Source organism: Heyndrickxia sp. FSL W8-0423 (assembly GCF_038009395.1).
GTDB classification, from domain to species: domain Bacteria; phylum Bacillota; class Bacilli; order Bacillales; family Bacillaceae_C; genus Heyndrickxia; species Heyndrickxia sporothermodurans.
This window is the reverse complement of record NZ_JBBPBE010000001.1, coordinates 199,555-218,603: the sequence shown is the minus strand read 5'-3', so window position 1 is coordinate 218,603 and position 19,049 is coordinate 199,555. Positions and strand designations below refer to the sequence as shown.

At 36.0% G+C, this 19,049-nt stretch carries 17 protein-coding genes; 13 read left to right on the top strand and 4 right to left on the bottom strand.

The annotated features are described in order from the left end of the window. Nucleotides 1–110 precede the first annotated feature (110 nt). Nucleotides 111–1,678 (bottom strand): IS3 family transposase gene (locus tag MKY81_RS00995; RefSeq protein WP_341116254.1). Its coding sequence is split into 2 segments (ribosomal slippage): nucleotides 111–1,201 and nucleotides 1,201–1,678, totalling 1,569 coding nucleotides; the frame shifts between segments, so codons are not numbered across the junction. A gap of 536 nt (nucleotides 1,679–2,214) precedes the next feature. Between MKY81_RS00995 and MKY81_RS00990 the strand changes: the two genes are divergently transcribed. Together MKY81_RS00990 and MKY81_RS00985 are read left to right on the top strand one after the other, a co-directional pair. After that, nucleotides 2,215–2,697: a hypothetical protein gene (locus MKY81_RS00990; RefSeq protein WP_328007170.1), complete on the top strand. Its 483-nt coding sequence runs from the start codon at nucleotides 2,215–2,217 to the stop codon at nucleotides 2,695–2,697. Between the two features lie 336 nt (nucleotides 2,698–3,033). After that, nucleotides 3,034–3,189 (top strand): aldose epimerase family protein, encoded by a 156-nt coding sequence (locus tag MKY81_RS00985; protein WP_107981730.1) that lies wholly within the window; start codon nucleotides 3,034–3,036, stop codon nucleotides 3,187–3,189. Between the two features lie 507 nt (nucleotides 3,190–3,696). Here MKY81_RS00985 and MKY81_RS00980 read toward each other — a convergent pair. Continuing rightward, the gene (locus tag MKY81_RS00980; RefSeq protein WP_066231676.1) at nucleotides 3,697–4,743 is read right to left on the bottom strand and encodes a 2,3-butanediol dehydrogenase; all 1,047 of its coding nucleotides are present in this window, start codon (nucleotides 4,741–4,743) and stop codon (nucleotides 3,697–3,699) included. A gap of 344 nt (nucleotides 4,744–5,087) precedes the next feature. Here MKY81_RS00980 and MKY81_RS00975 point away from each other — a divergent pair, with 344 nt between their 5' ends. From MKY81_RS00975 to MKY81_RS00960, 4 genes are read left to right on the top strand one after another with little or no spacing between them, the layout of a single operon-like run. Beyond that, entirely contained in the window at nucleotides 5,088–5,390 is a 303-nt protein-coding gene (locus tag MKY81_RS00975; protein WP_107958840.1) for a spore germination protein, read from the top strand. An 8-nt stretch (nucleotides 5,391–5,398) separates the two neighbouring features. Continuing rightward, nucleotides 5,399–6,421, top strand: a complete 1,023-nt coding sequence (locus MKY81_RS00970; protein ID WP_328007172.1) for a spore germination protein — start codon at nucleotides 5,399–5,401, stop codon at nucleotides 6,419–6,421. Between the two features lie 12 nt (nucleotides 6,422–6,433). Continuing rightward, entirely contained in the window at nucleotides 6,434–7,516 is a 1,083-nt protein-coding gene (locus MKY81_RS00965; RefSeq protein WP_066231673.1) for a GerAB/ArcD/ProY family transporter, read from the top strand. After that, the gene (locus MKY81_RS00960; protein WP_280523953.1) at nucleotides 7,483–8,601 is read left to right on the top strand and encodes a Ger(x)C family spore germination protein; all 1,119 of its coding nucleotides are present in this window, start codon (nucleotides 7,483–7,485) and stop codon (nucleotides 8,599–8,601) included. Before MKY81_RS00965 ends, MKY81_RS00960 begins: the two co-directional genes overlap by 34 nt. Before the next feature lie 50 nt (nucleotides 8,602–8,651). On the opposite strand, the gene MKY81_RS00955 is transcribed toward MKY81_RS00960, so the two are convergent. Beyond that, entirely contained in the window at nucleotides 8,652–11,492 is a 2,841-nt protein-coding gene (locus tag MKY81_RS00955) for a sigma 54-interacting transcriptional regulator (RefSeq protein ID WP_341116247.1), read from the bottom strand. Between the two features lie 338 nt (nucleotides 11,493–11,830). On the opposite strand from MKY81_RS00955, the gene MKY81_RS00950 reads away from it, so the two are divergent. From MKY81_RS00950 to MKY81_RS00920, 7 genes are all read left to right on the top strand, one after another. After that, nucleotides 11,831–12,247, top strand: a complete 417-nt coding sequence (locus MKY81_RS00950; protein WP_213083797.1) for a PTS sugar transporter subunit IIA — start codon at nucleotides 11,831–11,833, stop codon at nucleotides 12,245–12,247. 66 nt (nucleotides 12,248–12,313) lie between these two features. Beyond that, nucleotides 12,314–12,814: a PTS sugar transporter subunit IIB gene (locus MKY81_RS00945; protein WP_108070988.1), complete on the top strand. Its 501-nt coding sequence runs from the start codon at nucleotides 12,314–12,316 to the stop codon at nucleotides 12,812–12,814. Nucleotides 12,815–12,835: 21 nt separating this feature from the next. Further along, nucleotides 12,836–13,588, top strand: a complete 753-nt coding sequence (locus MKY81_RS00940) for a PTS mannose/fructose/sorbose/N-acetylgalactosamine transporter subunit IIC (RefSeq protein ID WP_341116245.1) — start codon at nucleotides 12,836–12,838, stop codon at nucleotides 13,586–13,588. A gap of 1 nt (nucleotide 13,589) precedes the next feature. Next, complete coding sequence (locus MKY81_RS00935; protein ID WP_108070984.1) at nucleotides 13,590–14,447, top strand: PTS system mannose/fructose/sorbose family transporter subunit IID; 858 nt, start codon at nucleotides 13,590–13,592, stop codon at nucleotides 14,445–14,447. A 56-nt stretch (nucleotides 14,448–14,503) separates the two neighbouring features. After that, on the top strand, nucleotides 14,504–15,694 hold the full coding sequence (locus MKY81_RS00930) for a M20 family metallopeptidase (protein ID WP_341116242.1): 1,191 nt from the start codon (nucleotides 14,504–14,506) through the stop codon (nucleotides 15,692–15,694). A gap of 222 nt (nucleotides 15,695–15,916) precedes the next feature. Beyond that, a complete protein-coding gene (locus tag MKY81_RS00925; RefSeq protein WP_341116240.1) occupies nucleotides 15,917–17,326 on the top strand; it encodes an ABC transporter permease in 1,410 nt (469 codons plus the stop codon). A gap of 58 nt (nucleotides 17,327–17,384) precedes the next feature. Further along, the gene (locus MKY81_RS00920; protein WP_108070978.1) at nucleotides 17,385–17,921 is read left to right on the top strand and encodes an NAD(P)H-dependent oxidoreductase; all 537 of its coding nucleotides are present in this window, start codon (nucleotides 17,385–17,387) and stop codon (nucleotides 17,919–17,921) included. Between the two features lie 209 nt (nucleotides 17,922–18,130). Here the strand turns inward: MKY81_RS00920 and MKY81_RS00915 are convergent, their stop codons facing one another. Next, nucleotides 18,131–18,928 (bottom strand): MurR/RpiR family transcriptional regulator, encoded by a 798-nt coding sequence (locus tag MKY81_RS00915; protein ID WP_341116238.1) that lies wholly within the window; start codon nucleotides 18,926–18,928, stop codon nucleotides 18,131–18,133. Nucleotides 18,929–19,049 lie beyond the last annotated feature (121 nt).

The following is a 19,049-nucleotide window of genomic DNA, read 5'->3' as shown; positions in this document are numbered from 1 at the left end:
TTGGATGAATCGCAGTTTAGTCAAGGCTACCGCGCTTCGCTTGCTGGCCTGGTGATTTGAATCGAAACGAAAAGCGTGGTTTCGATTCAAATCACCAGGAAAATGGGGAATTATGGTTTCCTCAATGCTTCGGTTTGCCCCTTATCTCGCATTGGATTGAGCGCTACTTGTTTATTTGGTGCCCAATTTCTTGTACTTTTTGCCCAACGCTCTGGATGCTTCGCCTTCGCTACTTCGTATACTTCTTTGCGCTTTTCCAATATGGCTACATGTTCCCCTGTATGACACTGTACAGGTGTCACAAAATTCAACCCACTATGCAGGTGTATCTCGTTGTACCAATGGACAAATTGCTGTGCCCATTCCCTTGCTTCTGCGAGTGATGTAAAACCTTTGTGTGGGAAATCTGGTCGATATTTGAGTGTCCGAAACATCGCTTCTGAGTAAGGATTGTCATTACTCACACGCGGTCTTGAAAAGGAGCTTTGAATGCCCAATTTCTCTAGTAAACTTATGAATGTCTCGGCTTTCATTGGGCTACCATTATCTGAATGCAACACGAGTGGCGATCCTTGGATTTTTTCATTGATGACTGCTTTTTTGACGAGCGTTTCAGCGTGTTTTGCCTCCTCTGTTTCCCAAACTTCCCAACCAACTACCTTTCTACTAAATAAATCGAGAATTAAGTAGAGTCGATAATACAAACCTTTCACTGGCCCACCAAGCCAAGTAATATCCCATGTCCAAACCTGATTCGGCGATGTTGCCAGATGACTCTCGGGGATTCTTTTACCAGGCTTTTGGCTACGACCACGATGATGTTGCATTTTTTCTTCACGTAACACACGATAGAATGTAGATTCTGACGCAATATAAGTTCCTTTATCCGCAAGCTTTGGTACGATTTGTGTCGGTGGTAAATCAACGTATTCTTCCTGTTTGACAACCGTTAGTATTTCTTCTTTTTCTTTCTCAGATAACTTATTTTTTGGTACGGGTCTTTTCGTCAGTGGACGCTGATCAACCTTCACTCCACCCTCCGCCACCCAACGTTCATAGGTACGAACACTGATATGAAGCTCCTCGCAAGCCTTCGCTAATCGCGCACCATTTTGATTGGCGTCTTGGATAAGTTCAACTACTAATGCGCGATTTGATGGGCTAATCATTCTTCCTCGTCGTCCCCCCAAATCGCTTGGGCCTTTTTTCGCAATAGTAATAATGCCGCAGCTTCAGCCAGCGCCTTTTCTTTCTTTTGTAGTTCTTTTTCTAATTGTTTGGCACGTTTTTGTTCTTCCTTCAATGCTCCATTCAATTGCTTCGCTTGATCGAATGCCTGACCATTTGCCTGAAGGCAAACACTTTTCCATGCATCAATCTGTTCACGATACAGTCCCTTCTTACGGCAATACTCTGCTATCTCCGACTCGTTCATGGCGAAAGTCTCCATCACAACCAAGAACTTATCTTGACTGTTCCATTTATCGCTTGTTTGTCCATTTCCTGGTGTTGCTACACCAGCTGTGCGCGCTTCCTTACGCCACTTGTACAACGTCACTTCTGTAATACCTTCTTCTTTCGCAATTTTCGCCACTGATTCATTATTCGGTGGCATCATGCGTTTAACAATCGCTTCTTTTTGTTCCTGCGAATAACGTATTCCATTTCTACTTGTCATATCGATCGACCTCCGTGTTATTTATTTAACTATAACACTAAAGTATCATACGACATCTATCCTAACAGAGGGGGGTATTGAAGGAATAAAAAAGAGATTAAGCATGTTTAATCCGCAAGAAGCGGGAGATGAATTAACATTAGAGGAAATAAAGGAGGATGGAATTCTTATTTAATTTACTATTTAAGCTCCCATAGTTAGATACGATTATCTCTATTTAAACTTTATCAAATTTTTACTAAATGTAGTTAGTTCAAAAGCCACGTATGCGTCACAAAATCGAAAGTATGATGCACAAAGAAGAAACTATGCGCCACAAACTGGTTTCTATGATCCACAAAAGGAAAAAAGGTAGAATCAGAAGCCGCGAATGCATCACAAAATCGAAAGTATGCTGCACAAATAAAAATCTATGCGTCACAAACCAGATTCTATGATCCACAAAAGGAAAATAGATAGAAAAGTATAATTTTTTGCATGATAGTTTTAAATTCGTTATAATGTTGTTTCATTTAATTTTAAGAAGGAGTATATTTATGAAAAAGGTACTTTTATTACTAGTTTGTGCATTTTTACTGACGGCTTGTTCTGCAAATAATGGAGAAAAAGAGAAAACGTCGAATGGTAAAGATGGACTAAGAACAGACACCAATGCCAATGGGACGAATGAGGTTGCGAAAGACCCAAGTAAAGATGTGGCAAATGATCACAGCAATGAGAAGTCTCAGTCGGAAGAATCGAAAACACAGACTGAATCTCAAGGGGCTGCAAAAAATAATACCAATTCTGATGCTGGGTCAAAATATCCGGAATATGCAGTAATAATGGATAAACTAGAAGTTGATCATATTAACTATACAGTTGGAACAGACAACCCTAATAAGCGAATCTTGATTTTTAATATCGATGGGGAAAAGCGTTATAAGAGCATCTATATTAAAAAGTCGAATATACTGAAGGTTATTGATATCAAAAATAACCATCAAATTTTTTTCGATAAGCATTTTGAAAGTAAATAAAAATACGTTTAACCTGGGGTTTTTCCAAAAGGCAATTTTTTATAAAGGCAACCAAGCGAATGCGCGGTAGAAAATCTATGTCTACTTTCTTGCACTAGGATCAAGTTGTTTGTGGATCTATTATAGATACCATATGATGTTTAGTCACTAAGTTACAGAATGTGAAAGCCCCTTTGGTTGTCAAAGGGGTTTAGAGATTTAATGTATGTCGGTTGCCTATTATCCCTGACAAACTGTACCAATGGCTTTATGTTAGTCCACTTTGCGACAATCCAATATAATATTGTTGCAGTTTGTATATACAGGCAACCAACTTGAAGATAACGGCACTTTTCCATAAGGGGTATCCCATCACGAAATTATCTCGGATTATGCTTAGAAACACAGGGATTACCAGATTCTATTCATCACCCACATTTTCCTTCAAGTATTTTAAAAAAGGGTGAGGTGTTTCATTCTAGTACGAAGTATAAATTTGGTATCTCAGGGTGATTAACATGTTGTCTCCTATAACAGTTGTGAAAGAGAAGTGTTATCAGCACTTCTCTTTTTATTTTTTCGATATTATAAGATCCACAAAGGAAAAAGGTAGATTCCGAAGCTTTGCATGCTCCTCAAAATTAAAAGTATGATGCACAAGTAAGAATCTATGGGTCACAAACAGAATTTCATGATCCACAAAACAAAAAAAGATGGATTCACAAGCAGCATATACATCACAAAACTAAAAGTATGATGCACAAACCAGAATCTATGCGTCACAACCAGAATTCTATGATCCACAAAACAAAAAAAGGTAGATTCACAAGCTACGTATGCATCACAAACCCAAAAGTATGATGCACAAACCAGAATCTATGCGTTACAAACAGAATTCTATGATCCACAAAAAAATTCGAAGCTTTTTTGTGCAACCCACAGAAATTAGATAACTGAATTACTAGGTTATTAAAAAAGTAAAACCAGATTCCTATTTCCATAGAAATCTGGTTCAACAATTTATTCAGCTTTAACTAGGATTTTTACTTGGTCTTTTTCTCTTAGTAAGCCTTCAAAACCTTCTTCAATCACATCATCAAGTTTAATACGTTTCGTTACTAATTTGTCAGCGGGGAAATAGCCTTGAGCCATTAAGCTGATTACAGCTGGGAAGACGTCCCGGTATCCGATAATACCAGTTAATGAACGTTCTTTCATAACGATATCATGAGGATGGATTGGCGCTTCTTTTTCAAAAATACTTACAACCATTGTTTCCCCATCTATTTTTGTTGCATTGATTGCTTGTTTTAATACAGGTGGTACACCAGTTACTTCATAAGCTACATCAACCCCGCCATTTGTACGTTTGTAAATTTCTTCAACGGCATCATATTTTTTCGGGTCAATAACGATTGCACCAAGTTCTGCTGCCTTTTGTTGACGAATCTCGGATAATTCAACAGCGTAGATTTCTGATGCACCAGAAGCTTTCAATGCTTCAATAACAAGTAAACCGATTGGTCCGGTACCGAAAACAGCAGCTTTGTCGCCGACTTTCAATTTACTTTGACGAACTGCATGAAGAGCAACTGCGGATGGCTCAACAAGTGCGCCTTGTTCAAATGATACAGTTTCTGGTAATTTATGAATCATTTCAACTGGTACAGCTGCATATTCGGAAAATCCGCCGCCGCCTCCAGCAAGACCATAGAATCCCATTTTATCGCAAAGATTATATTTTCCTTGTTTACAAGCCTCGCATTCACCACATGCGTAAATAGGTTCAACAGTTACGCGGTCGCCAACTTGAACAGTTGTCACACCTTCACCTACTTCAACAACTTGTCCGGAAAATTCGTGTCCCATAACAATTGGAGCTTTATCGCCACTTAATGGATGTGTTTCAGTTGGAATGAAAATAGGACCTGCAGTATATTCATGTAAATCACTGCCACAAATTCCACACCATTCTACTTTTAATTTAACTTTGCCATTAAGGGCTTTCGGTTCTTCTATATTTTCTAATCGTAAGTCTTTTTGGTTATGCCATCTTAATGCTTTCATTTCATGCATCTCCTAAGAAAATAATAGTTTTTACACTTTTAATATACTCTTCTATTTGGCTTTTTCAACTAAAATGCATCGTAAATACAAAGGATAAAAGCTCAGCTACGATCTATTTTCTGCTTGATTTCAAATTTATCTTTTTAAAACAAATATTTCGCCTTTTATTAACTTTGTGTCAAATTAAGAAATTTATTAGAAACAGGAAAATTCAATTAAGCGGATGTTAACTGGACCAGAATCCGCCCTATTGGTTGGTTATCACAAGAGACCCACATGAATAAAATTCCAATTATCAGGGGACAGTAAGAAAAGTGCTTTTTAAACGGGGAGGATTTATACATATGATTCAATCCATCCAGGAATCCTTGAAAAGAAAGGTTGCACATTCGGAAGAGGTTGTTTCTAAGGAGTTACATACCGAAGAAAAATCGATTGAAGTCTTATATATCAACACAATTAGTGATGAGAAGATTTTTCAAGAATACGTGGTTGTTCCTTTTTTTGAAATTACATCTCCTGAGCGGTTCTTAGATTACCTGCAATCGCAGCCGAAAATAAAACCGTTTGAGAATGAACAGAAAACGCTTGATGAGCTAGTAAGAGGAGTTTCGATTCTTTTTTATCAGGATTTTATTTTTTATTAGATAGTAAAATTGATCAAAATAATGCGGTTTTAGATACTACCATTGAAACCACTACCCAAGGCCCGCAATCTGGATTTAGTGAAAGCCTGCCTACAAATCTAGGACTCATTCGTCAGCGATACCCGTCCACTACTTTAACTGTAGAATCTATGACGATTGGAACGACATCGCAAACAAAAGTAATGATTCTCCATGATACTCAATATGTTGATCCCGTTGTTTTAGAAAGAATAAAAAATTTTCTTTCTTCCGTTGAAGTTCAAATGTTTCAATCGGGGGAACAGCTGCTGGATATTATAAAAAAAAGTAATCGGTCGCTGTTCCCTGTCATGCTGGTGAGTGAGAGACCGGACAGGGTAGCCGTAAACTTAGCTGGTGGAAAAGTAATCCTGCTTACTTCTGGTTCACCATTTGCTGTCATTTTGCCTACAGTAATGAAGGATTTTATGGCTTCAATGGAGGATATCTATCAAACCTATTGGGTCGGAAGATTTCTGCAGGTGCTGCGCTATATCGGATTTTTCTTGAGTATTACGTTACCTGGGTTATATGTTGCTCTAACAAGTTATAACCCAGAGGTTTTTAGAGCTCAATTAGCGATATCGATCGCTGGAAGCCGTACAGGTGTGCCCTATCCCTCTTTTATTGAAGTATTATTGATGCTATTTATGATGGAATTATTGACAGAAGCTAGTATCCGTTTGCCCAAGGCGATTGGTCCGACTGCTACAACCGTTGGCGGTTTGATTTTAGGACAGGCTGCTACAGAAGCGGATCTAGTTAGTAATATCATGATTATTCTTGTATCCGCCGTTGCGATTTCAAATTTTGTGGTACCTATCAATTCGTTTAGCTTTGCGATTAGGGTGTTGAAATACTTTGTGTTAGTGTTAGCTACCTTATTTGGGTTACTAGGTGTTGTCATTGGATTCTTTATGATTATTGCCTATTTTGTGAAACTGGATAGTTTTGGTGAACCGTTTTTTACCCTCGTTCAAAATAAATCAAAGAAAAATCTAGGAAACGGGTAAAGGAGCAGGACGTTGAATCGTTATTTTTTATATCTTGTATTAATAAACATGCTGATCAATGTCATTATGTTTGTTCCTAAAATTTTAATAGAGTATCGTTTTGATGGGACTGTCATGGGGATATTGATCGCTATACCAATAAGCCTTAGCCTTACATTTTTGTTCACCAAAGCTATGTCTAAATTTCCTGAACGAGGATTTCCCGAGATTTTTGACTCAAGTCAGTATCGATTGTTGAAAGTCATCTGTTTTTCTATCATGCAATTTTTATGGTTTTCAGCGGGTCTGATTACTTTACTTGAATTTATTGATATTTTAAATCGCTTTATCAACCCTGAATTTCCTAAACTGATGATTTTAGCCATTTATTTAGCTGCCATTTGTTTTGTAATCCAGTTGCCGACCGAGAGAGTGATGTATTTATTAGAAATTGTGCTTTTTATAAATACTCCATTAATTGGATTTATTATATTCAAGGCATATACGAATGAAAATATTAGCTGGGATGCCATCTTAGAAGTAGGAACTCATCTTTTTGAAGTGCCAAATTTAAAAGTAATCGGAACAGCAACCTATGTGTTTTCTGGATTTACTAATTTGATTATTTTTAACCGTTTGATTAAGAAACGATTATCTAATTGGAACTTCCTGACTATTTTTTTATTAGGCTGGGTTAGTTTATTCACCACTTTTTTTATCCCAATTGGCTTTAACGGGGCGGATCAAACTCAAGAATTTCTTTATCCGTGGATCACAACTTCGGATTCGATTCGAATGGTCTATAGTCCAATTGAGAGAGTAATCTTCCTATTCCTCATTTTTTATATGAGTATCGTACTTATTAGTGTTTCTGTTCACTGGCATGTTGCTTTTGAGCTAATGAAAGGAACCTTTAAAAAGAAGTCTAGTAAAAAGCAAAACGGAGCAATTATTGCTCTTTATATTTGTGTTTCCATTGCTGGTGTCATTTTTACAAATACTGTTTTGTTAAATACATTCACTTCTTATTGGATGGTTATCCGATTTATTGTTGAAATACTTTTTGTCGCGAGTTTTTGTTTGTGGGCAAGGAGGGGAACACTATCAAAAAAATAGGTAAAAAGAGTTACTTCGTATGTATTTTTCTTTTGCTGCTAATTTTAAGCGGCTGTGGTTTTAAAGATATTGATAAACGAATATTTGTTGTGAGTATCGGAATAGATACTGCATCTCATAGTCAAAAAAAATATAATATCAGTCTTAAGTTCGTGATTCCTGGTTCGAAAGATGAGCCGGATGATTTTCTTATTGTTTCGGAAAAAGCTAATTCCATTTCCGAGGCAGTGCGGATGATAAAAACAAAAGTGGACAAGGAAATTGATTTCGGCCATGCAAAGGTCATTTTATTCGGGCAAGATTTACTATTGAAAAAACTCCCTATTGAAATTAATTATTGGTTTGCTCGAAGAAGAGATATCCAGCAGATTGCTTGGGTTGGCGTGGGGAAGCCAAGTGCACTCGATGTGTTGCAAGTAAGACCAAAATCGGAGCAGCTTCCTTCAGATGCGTTGTTCCTTGCGCTAGGAAAAGACGGCTCAGAAACACCATATATCATTCCACCCTTTTATTATGATTATAAAAAAAGGCTCACGGAAAAAGGACTTGATCCAATGCTTCCAATTATCGAAGCAAAGGATTCACTGTTTACCATTAATACGATGGCTCTTATGAATAAGAAAAAAATGAAAACGATCTTAACTCCTGAAGAAACCAAATTTCTTAATTTCATGTTAAATAAAGAGGAGAAAAGTGTACTAAAAGTAAACAAAGGAAAAGATATGATCATTATTGAAACACAAAAAGTAAAAACGAAATACAAAATAATCACTCCTCCTGGCAAGCAGCCTTATATTCGTGTGAAGCTTAAAGTGAGAGGGAGAATCGAGGAAGCAATTAAAGCGGTACATAATGATAAATTAACAAATTATGAGAATGAGTCAGAAAAGATGTTAAACAAAGGAATGGAGAAGTTATTAATAAAAATGCAAAAAGAAGGCGTAGATCCCATTGGATTTGGCATGCGCTACCGAAGCAGACATTTTAACACGAATGATTGGGAAGAATGGCAACACCTCTATCCAAATATTAAATTTAAAGTGCATTCAAACGTACAAATTGAGGATACGGGGTTGATTGAATAGAACTATTCAAAAAAGCTATCAGTTTCTATTGATAGCTTTTTCTAAATACATTAATCATAAATCAGTTCATAAATATATTGGATTTCAATAGGTGGAAGTTTGATATTATAAGACAATTCAATGTTGCGGAAAGATAATTTAATAACATCAAACACGTTTTCGTTTTCCTGCAATGGGTAATCCCTAATTGGTTTAATTGAATCAACGTTTACTGCTAACCTTTCCACTAGACAGCAACAATGAATCATAAAGCGCAACATTACTAATTTCCCTGGATGAATGTCTAATTGACGACATATTTGTCGATAGACTTGCATCATTTCAATCAATAGTTTTTGTGGGTTAAGAACATTCACATAATTGACCACAGCTTCTAGTGATAAATTTTGAATATATCTTGAGGAAATGGCCTCTCTGATTTTTTCATTTTTTTGATTTGCCATGTCATATCCAAATACAATCATTAACCGTTCTATTCCTTTTTCAGAAAAGAGTACATCAAGTGGAATAAAAGGTACATCAGGTATCTCAGTCTGGAAAGTTCCAATGATTGCAAGTGGGCGTTCATTTTTATCTAAATTTGGCGTTAAACGTTCGAGTGATTTGGTTTCTTCATAATCTAATGTCATTAATCTTAGGTCATTCGGAAAATATTCACCAAAAGTATCATTAAGAAGCTTTTCAATTTTCAAAGCAGTGCCAATTCCTGTTATACAAGTGATGATTAATACACGCTTATCGCGGTATCCACCTTTACGGCAGAGAACTGTTTGATGGTTTTTATCATTCATAACCGATAACAAATAATTAAAATCTGTTGATTCATAAATAATTTCCCGCATAAGTTCAAGTACAGATAAGAGATTAATATTTTTTATCATTAGTACTTCAATCTTGAACTCCTCGGAAATAATATTGCCAAAATAAAGCAATGACCCGATGTCTACCATTAAAATAAGCTTTTGATACTTATTTTTCCTAACAAGTTTCTTTAGAAATTCCAATGTATCATTCACTGACTGTTCAATCGGAATATTAATCGCTTGGATAATTTGCTGTGAGAATAGGTGGTTTGCATACTCTCCCATACTGGATGCTGTTGATTGACCATGGGCAATAATTACTACACCGCAATCTTTTCTTAACTGACTTTTATTCTCTCCTCGCAACAAATCTCGTAACAGCATGCTAATAAAGGAAAGCTCTGTTGGTGGGCATTTAATCTGAAATTCCTCTTCAATTTTTTCGCAAATTTTTTTAGCTTCTTCATAATAATCTAGCTTATTTATAATCAATTGACCACTATATAGGAAAAAGTCATCCTTTTTATTCTCTTCTACAACAGATAGTAAAGAATAAAAATGGTTTCGTAAATTATTTTTTGTTGCTTCATTTAACTTGTATGGAATAAATTCCTCGATATATGAAAGGACAACTTCCATTTTGTCATATAATTTAAAGTTATGCGTTTGTACCTGATTTCCATCATCTTTCTGATAGATCCCATAGTCAAAAATGGTTTCAATTTTTTTCCTCAAAATGGACAATGTTTCTTGATAAGAAACGTTACTATTCCGTAATTTAATAAACTCATTTAGTAAGAAGGAATAAAATATATCCTTTTTCTGCTCAGGAACAGGTTTTCGAAGCAATTTTTCTGCGGTTATTGAATATTGATCAGGTATCAATAGAATATTCTCAGCTTCAGTAAAAGCATTAAACCCTTCAACCGGAGTTTTTTCCATATTGTCATCGACTTTCATGAAACGATTATCAATACGAATGGTGTCGGTTTTATCTGTCAGGCTATCGAGATATGCTTGCGCACAAATAAACTGAATATTACTCTTCAACTGACCAATATTTCCTGTATAATTACGTTCCAACATATATTTCAAAAAGGCATTTGAAACGTCAATCGGTTTAGAGACTTTATTACTTTCCTGCTGCAAAAAGAGTAAAGCTAATTCAAGGCGTTCTTCGATAGGCCTTTCAAAAAGGGAAGGTAGATGTACCACGACTTGGATCCTTCTTAAAAATGTTTTTAGCATGGTAGATTGAATATCCTCTGTAGTTGCACAAATAAATCTCACATTTACAGAATGTGACTGCGATTCTCCCACCCGCGAAAAAATGCCTCGATCTATCACGGTAAACAATTTTTCCTGGCCTTCAGATGTCAGTCGGTGTACCTCATCAAGAAATAAAAAACCACCATTCGCCTTTTCAATCAATCCTATTCGATCTGTTTGTGCTCCAGTATAAGCGCCTTTCATATGACCAAAAAGATGGGCGGTTAATAATTCTGGGTTATTATAATATTCCGAACAATTAAAGTATACAAAAGGGATATCATTCCCTCGGGAATTCGTAAGATACTTATGGGCCGCCTCAGCGATCATTGTTTTTCCGACACCAGGTTCTCCAGTTAACATCACGTTCAATCCAAAAGGTGGATAAAGAACCGCAGCTTTTAGTTTTGCGATCGCTTCTTTCAAACTACCATTGTAGCCAATGATTTTCTCAAATACATTGTTGGTCTTTTCCTCAGGTTTTGATTTAACTGCGAGCGATTCTTTTTTAACTTTAGGTGTACTAAAGTAATCTCTGAGGGATGTATATTGATTTGCAGGCTTTTGAATGTTCTTTTCCGTATATTTTTCTAAAACATAAAGGTCAAAGAAATAAACAGGTCTGCTTTTTATTTTTATCGCAAGACCTTGATTGACAAGTTCATTTAAATCTTGACTAACTGAATTTCGGGCTATTTGCAATTCGCTACTAATTTCATTTGCTGTAAATCCGACAATTCTACCTTTTTCCAGATCACTTTTGGAAGTATTTTCTGACCTTTTTCTCAATTCATGGGCTATCCTTTCAATTCTTCGCATATGTCCACCTCATTATAGTCAAAAAATAGTCCTATTGTTTTCTATACTATCTTTTTTCTCCTACAACATCAATTGTCATGACAAATAATCATCTGTCATCTAAAGACAACAAAACAACGAAGTGTCACGATTCTGTCGTCTTTCAAGGTAGAACTGTCATATGATTTCGAACATTCACTAACTGTAAATAATTTTTTTAATAAATATAGGCATGATAAAACAATTGCTATTACTGATAAAATTGATCTGGTATTTTGCTTTTTTACAAAAAAATTGTGGGATGACACTTTGTTGGTACAGTAATTGCATTATTAAATTAGCAAGGAGGTGAAGAAGTTTTGTCTAACGAAACGATGAGACATGAAATTTTATTATTAACCCATGGAGGATGGGGAAGTACTCTAGTAGAAAAACTCTCAATGATTATAGGTACAGTAAAAGGAGTAAGTGAAATTGCACTAACTCCATTAGACTCTTCAGAAGATTTCTTGCAAAAGGTGGAAGGCAAATTAAAAGAAATGCCGATAGATTCCTTAATTATTACTGACATTGCTGGAGGAACTACTTCAAATGTTGCATTAAGTTTAAGCCAAAAATATAACATTCAAATTCTATCAGGTTTAAATTCTATGATGCTTATTGAGGCAGTTATGCGACAAAACCAACCTTTTACAGAAGAGAGTGTTAAAGAAATTAAAGAAGCTGCGTTGTTGAGCTGCCAGCATTTAAAATTACCAAATCAAGTAAATAAGTAATTATTTCATACTTTAAGCTAGATAGAAATTAGTGTTAAATAAAAAAGTTTATTAGGGGGAATTGTAATGGCACAAATACAAATGGTACGTGTTGATTTTCGACTTATTCATGGACAAGTAATTACGAAATGGATCCGACAAACATCTGCGAATCGTATCGTTATTATTGATGATGCACTAGCTGTAGATGAATTTATGAAAAGTATTTATGTGATGGCGGCTCCAGCCAATATAGAGGTAGAAGTTTATTCGGTAACGGATGCCATTAATAGTTGGAATATCAATCAGTTGGGAGAAGGGAAGCTGTTTGTTTTATTTAAAGATATTGATACAACCTATCGAGCGATAAAAGGTGGGATCCCGATAAAAGATATTCAAATCGGAGGCTTAGGAGCTGGACCGGGCAGGATTACTGTTTTTGGGCCAATTACTCTAAATGCGGAAGATGTCAAAATGCTGGAAGAATTGGAAGGCGGCGGTTGTCATGCATACTTACATCAAGTTCCGGATGAGCCGAAAATGGAATTTAAAAAGGCTGCGGAAAAATTCCATTCATTAAACAAATAATAGGGGAAGGGAGCGATTTAGTTGAATATATTAATAGCAATTTTGTGCGGTATTTTATACTTTTTAGGCACTAGCCGTGTTTTTTATGGATTGACACAGGCATTAGGCTCCCCAATTTTATATGGATTAATTCTAGGCTTGATTTATGGAAATGTTGAACAAGGCTTAATCATTGGTGGAACGATACAACTTATGTACTTAGGAATGATTGCAACGGGTGGAAATATACCCGCCGATGAAGCTTTGGCCGGAATTATAGCGATACCTATTGCTTTGCAATCGAATTTGTCAACTGAACTTGCAGTTGGAATTGCCGTTCCGTTTGGAGTGTTAGGTGTTTTATTGGATCAAATCAGAAGAACAACAAACGCCTATTGGATTTCAAAAGCAGATAAATATGTGGAAGAAAAAAATTACAAAGGAATTTTCCATTGTGCAATTACTTATCCTACCATCCTTGTTTTCTTTTTAAGATTTGTACCTGTATTTATTATTACTCTACTTGGGGCGAATGCGGTCGAATATCTAATAGACGCTCTTCCTAAATGGGTGATCAATGGCTTTAATGTTGCAGGTGGTATGCTTCCAGCTATGGGATTCGCTATCATTCTCTTAATTATTGGGAAAAAAGAGATCATGCCATATTTCTTTATTGGTTTTTTCGCGGTAGCTTATTTAGGAATAAATACAATGGGGGCCGCTGTTTTCGGTACATGTATCGCTGTCCTTATCATGTTTAATTCTATGAATAAAGATAAAAAGGGGGTCGTTTAATATGTCTTCAATGCCTGCACCAGAACAAAAGCCACAAGAAAGAAAGCTAACTAAGAAAGATTTAAGGAAAACTTTTGCTTTATGGTATTCATCCGTAGAGGTAAGTAATTCTTATGAACGTTTGCAAGCGTTAGCATTTTGTAATGCACTTTCCAAAAATTTAAGGAAACTGTACAAAGATGATGATGAAGCCTATCAAGAAGCATTAAAACGCCATTTACAATTTTATAATTCGGAAGGAACAATGGGGAGTATTATACACGGTGTAACGTTGTCTTTGGAAGAAGAAAAGTCAAATGGGGCTCCAATTCCAGATGAAGTAATCACAGGGTTTAAAACAGGGTTAATGGGACCGATAGCTGGAATTGGAGACACATTAATGTGGGGGACGTTGAAACCGATCATATTAGCACTAGCTTGTTCCATGGCACTCGGTGGCAATTTTTTAGGTGCTGTTATTCCATTTTTATATCCACTAGCCATTATATTAATTGGCTATAATATGTTGAAATCTGGTTATTTTTTAGGAAGAGAATCAGTTATGCGGTTAATGAAATCGGGGCTAATTAATAAAATTATAAATAGCGCCAGTATTTTAGGGCTATTTATGATGGGGGCACTTTCTTCAACTTATATAAAAATAAAAACCCCCTTAGAATTTAAAATAGCACATTCTAAACCAATTGTTGTACAAGAAATTCTTGATCAAATTTTATTGGGTATATTACCTCTTTGTGCAGTTTTTGCTATCTATTTTTTCTTTAAAACGAAAGGGCAAAATTATAACAAAATTATTATTGGCATCATTCTCATATCGTTGATTGGTAGTTTTTTCGGTATTCTCGGAGTTTCGAAGTAATTTTATTTCACTTCGAAAAAGTATGAAAGTATTAAAATGTAAAGGAGCTATCATAAATGAATTTAGAAACGATAAAAAAACAATGTGATGATTATTTAGATTCAAGATTAGACGAACTTTGGGAGATTGCTCAATATGTACATGCTAACCCGGAACTAGCCTATCAGGAAGAAAAAGCATGTCGTGTACAATGTGAGTTTCTTAAAGAAAACGGTTTCGATGTTGAAACAAATTTAGGCGGGCTGCCTACAGCGTATAAAGCAACTTATCAATATGAAAAAGGTGATTTAACGTTAGCTGTAGTATCAGAATATGACGCTTTGCCAATAGGACATGCATGTGGTCATAATTTGATTTGTACCACTGCATTAGGGACGGCACTAGAGACAAAAAAATTTATGGAAGATCATAAAATCCCAGGAACTTTAGTCGTAATGGGGACACCTGCTGAGGAATCTGGTGGAGGAAAAATAAAGTTGCTTGAAAAAAATGCGTTTGACGGTATTGATGCCGTTCTATTTATGCATCCTACAAGCGATACAACTAGACTTGCAGGAGAATGTATGTCGTCAACTGGAATACGAATCAAGTTTCATGGAAAATCTGCGCATGCTTCATCACATCCTGAAAAGGGAATCAATGCATTAAATGCGGCAAACTTATATTTTGTTGCAACAGGACTATTAAGACAACATTGCAAAGCTGACTTTCGTCTATCAGGTATTATTGAAGATGGTGGAAAAACAACTGGTTTAATTCCGGACTATGTTAAGATTAGGGGGTCACTTAGTTGTTTTAAAGCTAAAGATCTAGAAGATTATATCGAACGGGTCCGAAATTGTGCAGAAGGCGCAGCCCTTGCGACCGGTTGTGAAGTAGATATTGAATTCGTCCCAGGCTACCTTGGTCGTGTCCCGAATCAAATACTATCTGATGTTTGTCGAAAAGAACTGATTGCCATTGATGAACCTGTCATGGATGGAATGCCATTCGACTACGGTGGAGAAGACTTAGGAAATGTCTCAAGGGTTATCCCTATCTGTAATCCATATGTAACCATTTTTCCAGATTATAAAATCTCTAATCATACGGAACAATTCAGAGAATTAGCCAATTCTGAAGCCGGAAAAAGATGCATACAAGTAAGCAGCAAGGCACTAGCTCGGACAGCGATGGAATTGTTTATGAATCCTAAAGTAGTTGAAGAGGCAAAAGAAGAGTTACTTGTTCGTATGGAAAATGAGTAAATGCTTCACTTTATAGGGATGTAGGTGTGGTTCTCGTATCAAACAAATATCAATAATTCATAAGCCTGGATGATTCTTTTGTTTCGAAAACGGAAGAACCATCCTTTTTTTATTTATGCGTTCTCATGTTAACACTTCTCTTTTTGAATTCTAATAATCAACCACCAAATTGGACATAATAAATATGACTAAAATATATTCGTGGTTAGGGGAATGAAAGTCGTGAATCAATTGTTTAAATTAAGCTCCTCCTGGTTTCCAATTTGGTTAATCTCTTTATTAATGTTAGTCATGGTCTTCGTTTATCTGCCTATATTTAAAGGTGCAAAGCAAAACATGTCTGATGTTCCTCTAATTATTGTAAATGAAGATAAAGGAAAAGTTGGCGATGCTATATTATTAAATCTTATCGAAAAACAAAATGGGAACTCTTTTAAATGGAAAGTTGATGATAATAGGGAACGTGCATTCAATGATATAAGAAATAACAAAGCTTATGGAGCATTAATTATCCCTTCAGATTATTCGGAAAATCTTGACCTAGTTCATGATACCCTTCTTTCAGGTCTTACGAATGGTAAACCGGCTGATTTAGAAGTTTTATTAAACGAGGGGCTTGGACAAACGGCAGCTATGATTGCAAGTAACACCCTTCAAACTGTTGCTTTATCTACTTCTAAAAAAATTAGTAGCCAACTAAAAGCAGAACTGTTGCAAAAAGGAATGAGACTGGATCCGGAGAATGCTTCATTATTGGACAATCCGGTCAAGATTGTTTCAAAAAATGTGCTGGGACTGCCAGTTAATCTTAATAAAGGAATGACACCATTTGTTATGGCCCTTATATCCTCCATTACTGGGATGTTAGGTGCAAATATGATTCATGGTTATCTTTTGCGAAGTAATGGTACCTTGAAAAAAAGAGGATCGGCATTAAGTGAATCTGAAGTCCTTACTTCGGAAATAATTTTTGGGTTCATTTTAACTTTCTGTGTTTCAATTTTTATCCAACTAGGGGTATTTGGAATCTTTGGAAGTGCACATGCTTCAGGGATTTGGGCGATATTCCTGTTTACCTTTTTTAGTTGTATAACCATGTTTCTGTTATTTAAAACGATAGCGGTATTTTTAGGTGGATGGGGAATGTTAGTAATGTTCCCGGTAAATTTTATGGGGATATTCTCAAGTGGTGGAGCATTTCCATTATCAACGCTACCAATTGTCCATCGACTATTCAGTAATATTTTACCTACACGATATATTGTAGACGGTATAAGGGCATTACTTTATTATGACGGAAGATTAGAAGCAGGCCTTGGTCAAGCCTTAGGGGCGCTTTCCATCTATTTTGTTTTGACATTGGCGATTCTTATTGCATTTATTACTAATATTAGGAAATATAAAGAAGTTAAACCAGTTGAAAGTGGAAAGAAAATTGGTATAGAAGTAGATAATGAAATACCTCATAAATCACCTAATCATGAGAATAGGGAGAGTCACCATATTGGAGAGAAAGATGAACTGTTTCGTCAAGCATTAAGCCATTTAGCGAAAGGCAATCAAAAGGAGAAACAGGAAATGAACGATGATGAGTTCCGAAATGCATTGAAATCATTACATAAAAAGAAATGATAAAAAATCACGCTTCCTACAATGTTTGAAACTCTTTAAAGTAATGGAGAGATAGAAAATGAAAGTGTATATAGTATACGATAGTGAAGGCGGACATACGGAAGCTTTAGCGAGAGCGATTGGTCAAGGAGCAGAAAAGACTGGTAAAGCTACTGTGTACGTCAAGCATGTTGACGACGCAGATGTCCATACCCTACCGGAAATGGATGCCATTATTTGGGGATGCCCCGGTCATTTTGGGAGTATTAGTTCTGGATTAAAAAAGTGGATGGACAAACTTGGTTATCTATGGGCACGCGGTAAACTAGTGGATAAAGTGGGCGCTGTTTTTTGTACAATAGCGACAACACATGGGGGATTAGAAGCAACCTTGCTGAATCTTATCACTCCAATGCTTCATCAGGGAATGATTATAGTAGGGTTGCCGGGAAATATACCAGAAAATGTTCTTTACGGTTCTTATTATGGTGTTGGAATATCGTGCCCGATTGAAAGCTCCGTTCTATTAAATGAGCAAGATCAAGCGCTAGGAAGAGCATTAGGTGAACGGGTTGTTCAAGTAACTGCTCAGCTCCAAAATGATAACAGGAAATAGATGATATTTTCTCTACATAAAAATGTTCTTTGGGATAATGGTGATTACCTTATCTCGTTTTTTGTTTGAAGTCAAAAACTATATCGAGCCAACAGCTTGTTTATCGGTCAACATAAATTTCCCAATTCCCTTATTTCGTTCTTTAGTTTGAAAACATTTGAAGGAAGAAACGATAAATCCCCGCTTTCTTGCACGAACCCGATAGATTCTTAAGAATCTAACTGTCTAGGTTCCTCTGTTCGAATGGCATATGCATCTAATATAATCCGAGCCATTACTTGGATAGGCAAACGTGATCGCACCTCATATTCAGGGAAATAGGATATCTCTGACTTAAAGCCGACTAAAGAGATTTCACATAAATCATATAATGGACTGTTCTGATTCGCAGTAAGGAGAAGGGTGCTTACCCCTTGTTCTTGACAGTTTTGGGCAGCCTCGACAAGTTCCTTTGTTTTTCCGTTTAAAGATACAAAAATAACAATATTTTTTTTATCGATTTTTTTACTAATCGTCCTTATGATATTTGGATCATCATGCAGCTCACAGCTTTTTCCTAACAATTGAAATTTAACCATCATTTCTTTTGCGATTAGTTCGGAGAAGCCGCGGGCAAAGATGATGATTTTTTTGGAATGAATGATTTTCTGTAGTGCATCTTCAATTGTCCCGCTATCCAGAAGCTGAATGGTTTTGATGACTTCTTGCTCATTTTTCAAAATCGCTTCTTGGATTTTTTTATCAATCTTTTCCACAATCGAAAATTCAGTGCTTGAGTCAAAATCATCTTTTAAATGGATTTTAAAAGCGGTGAAACCACTATAACCTAATTTTTGCATCGTACGAACAATGGTCGCAGTCGAAACGTTTGCCTGTTCACTCAATTTTACAATGGAGATTTGCGGAATCGTGTCTAAATGCTGCTTTATATAGTCGATTAAATATCTCTCTGTTTCGCTTAATGTATTATACTGATTTTTCGCTCTATTTAAAAACGATTGTGACACATGTACCATCTCCAAAAAGAAAAGTTTTACATTGAAAACGTTTAACTTTGTAAACATTTACATAACTTATTGTGCCACAATTACAGTATAAAGTGAAACAAAAGGCAGGAAGAAAGAAGGG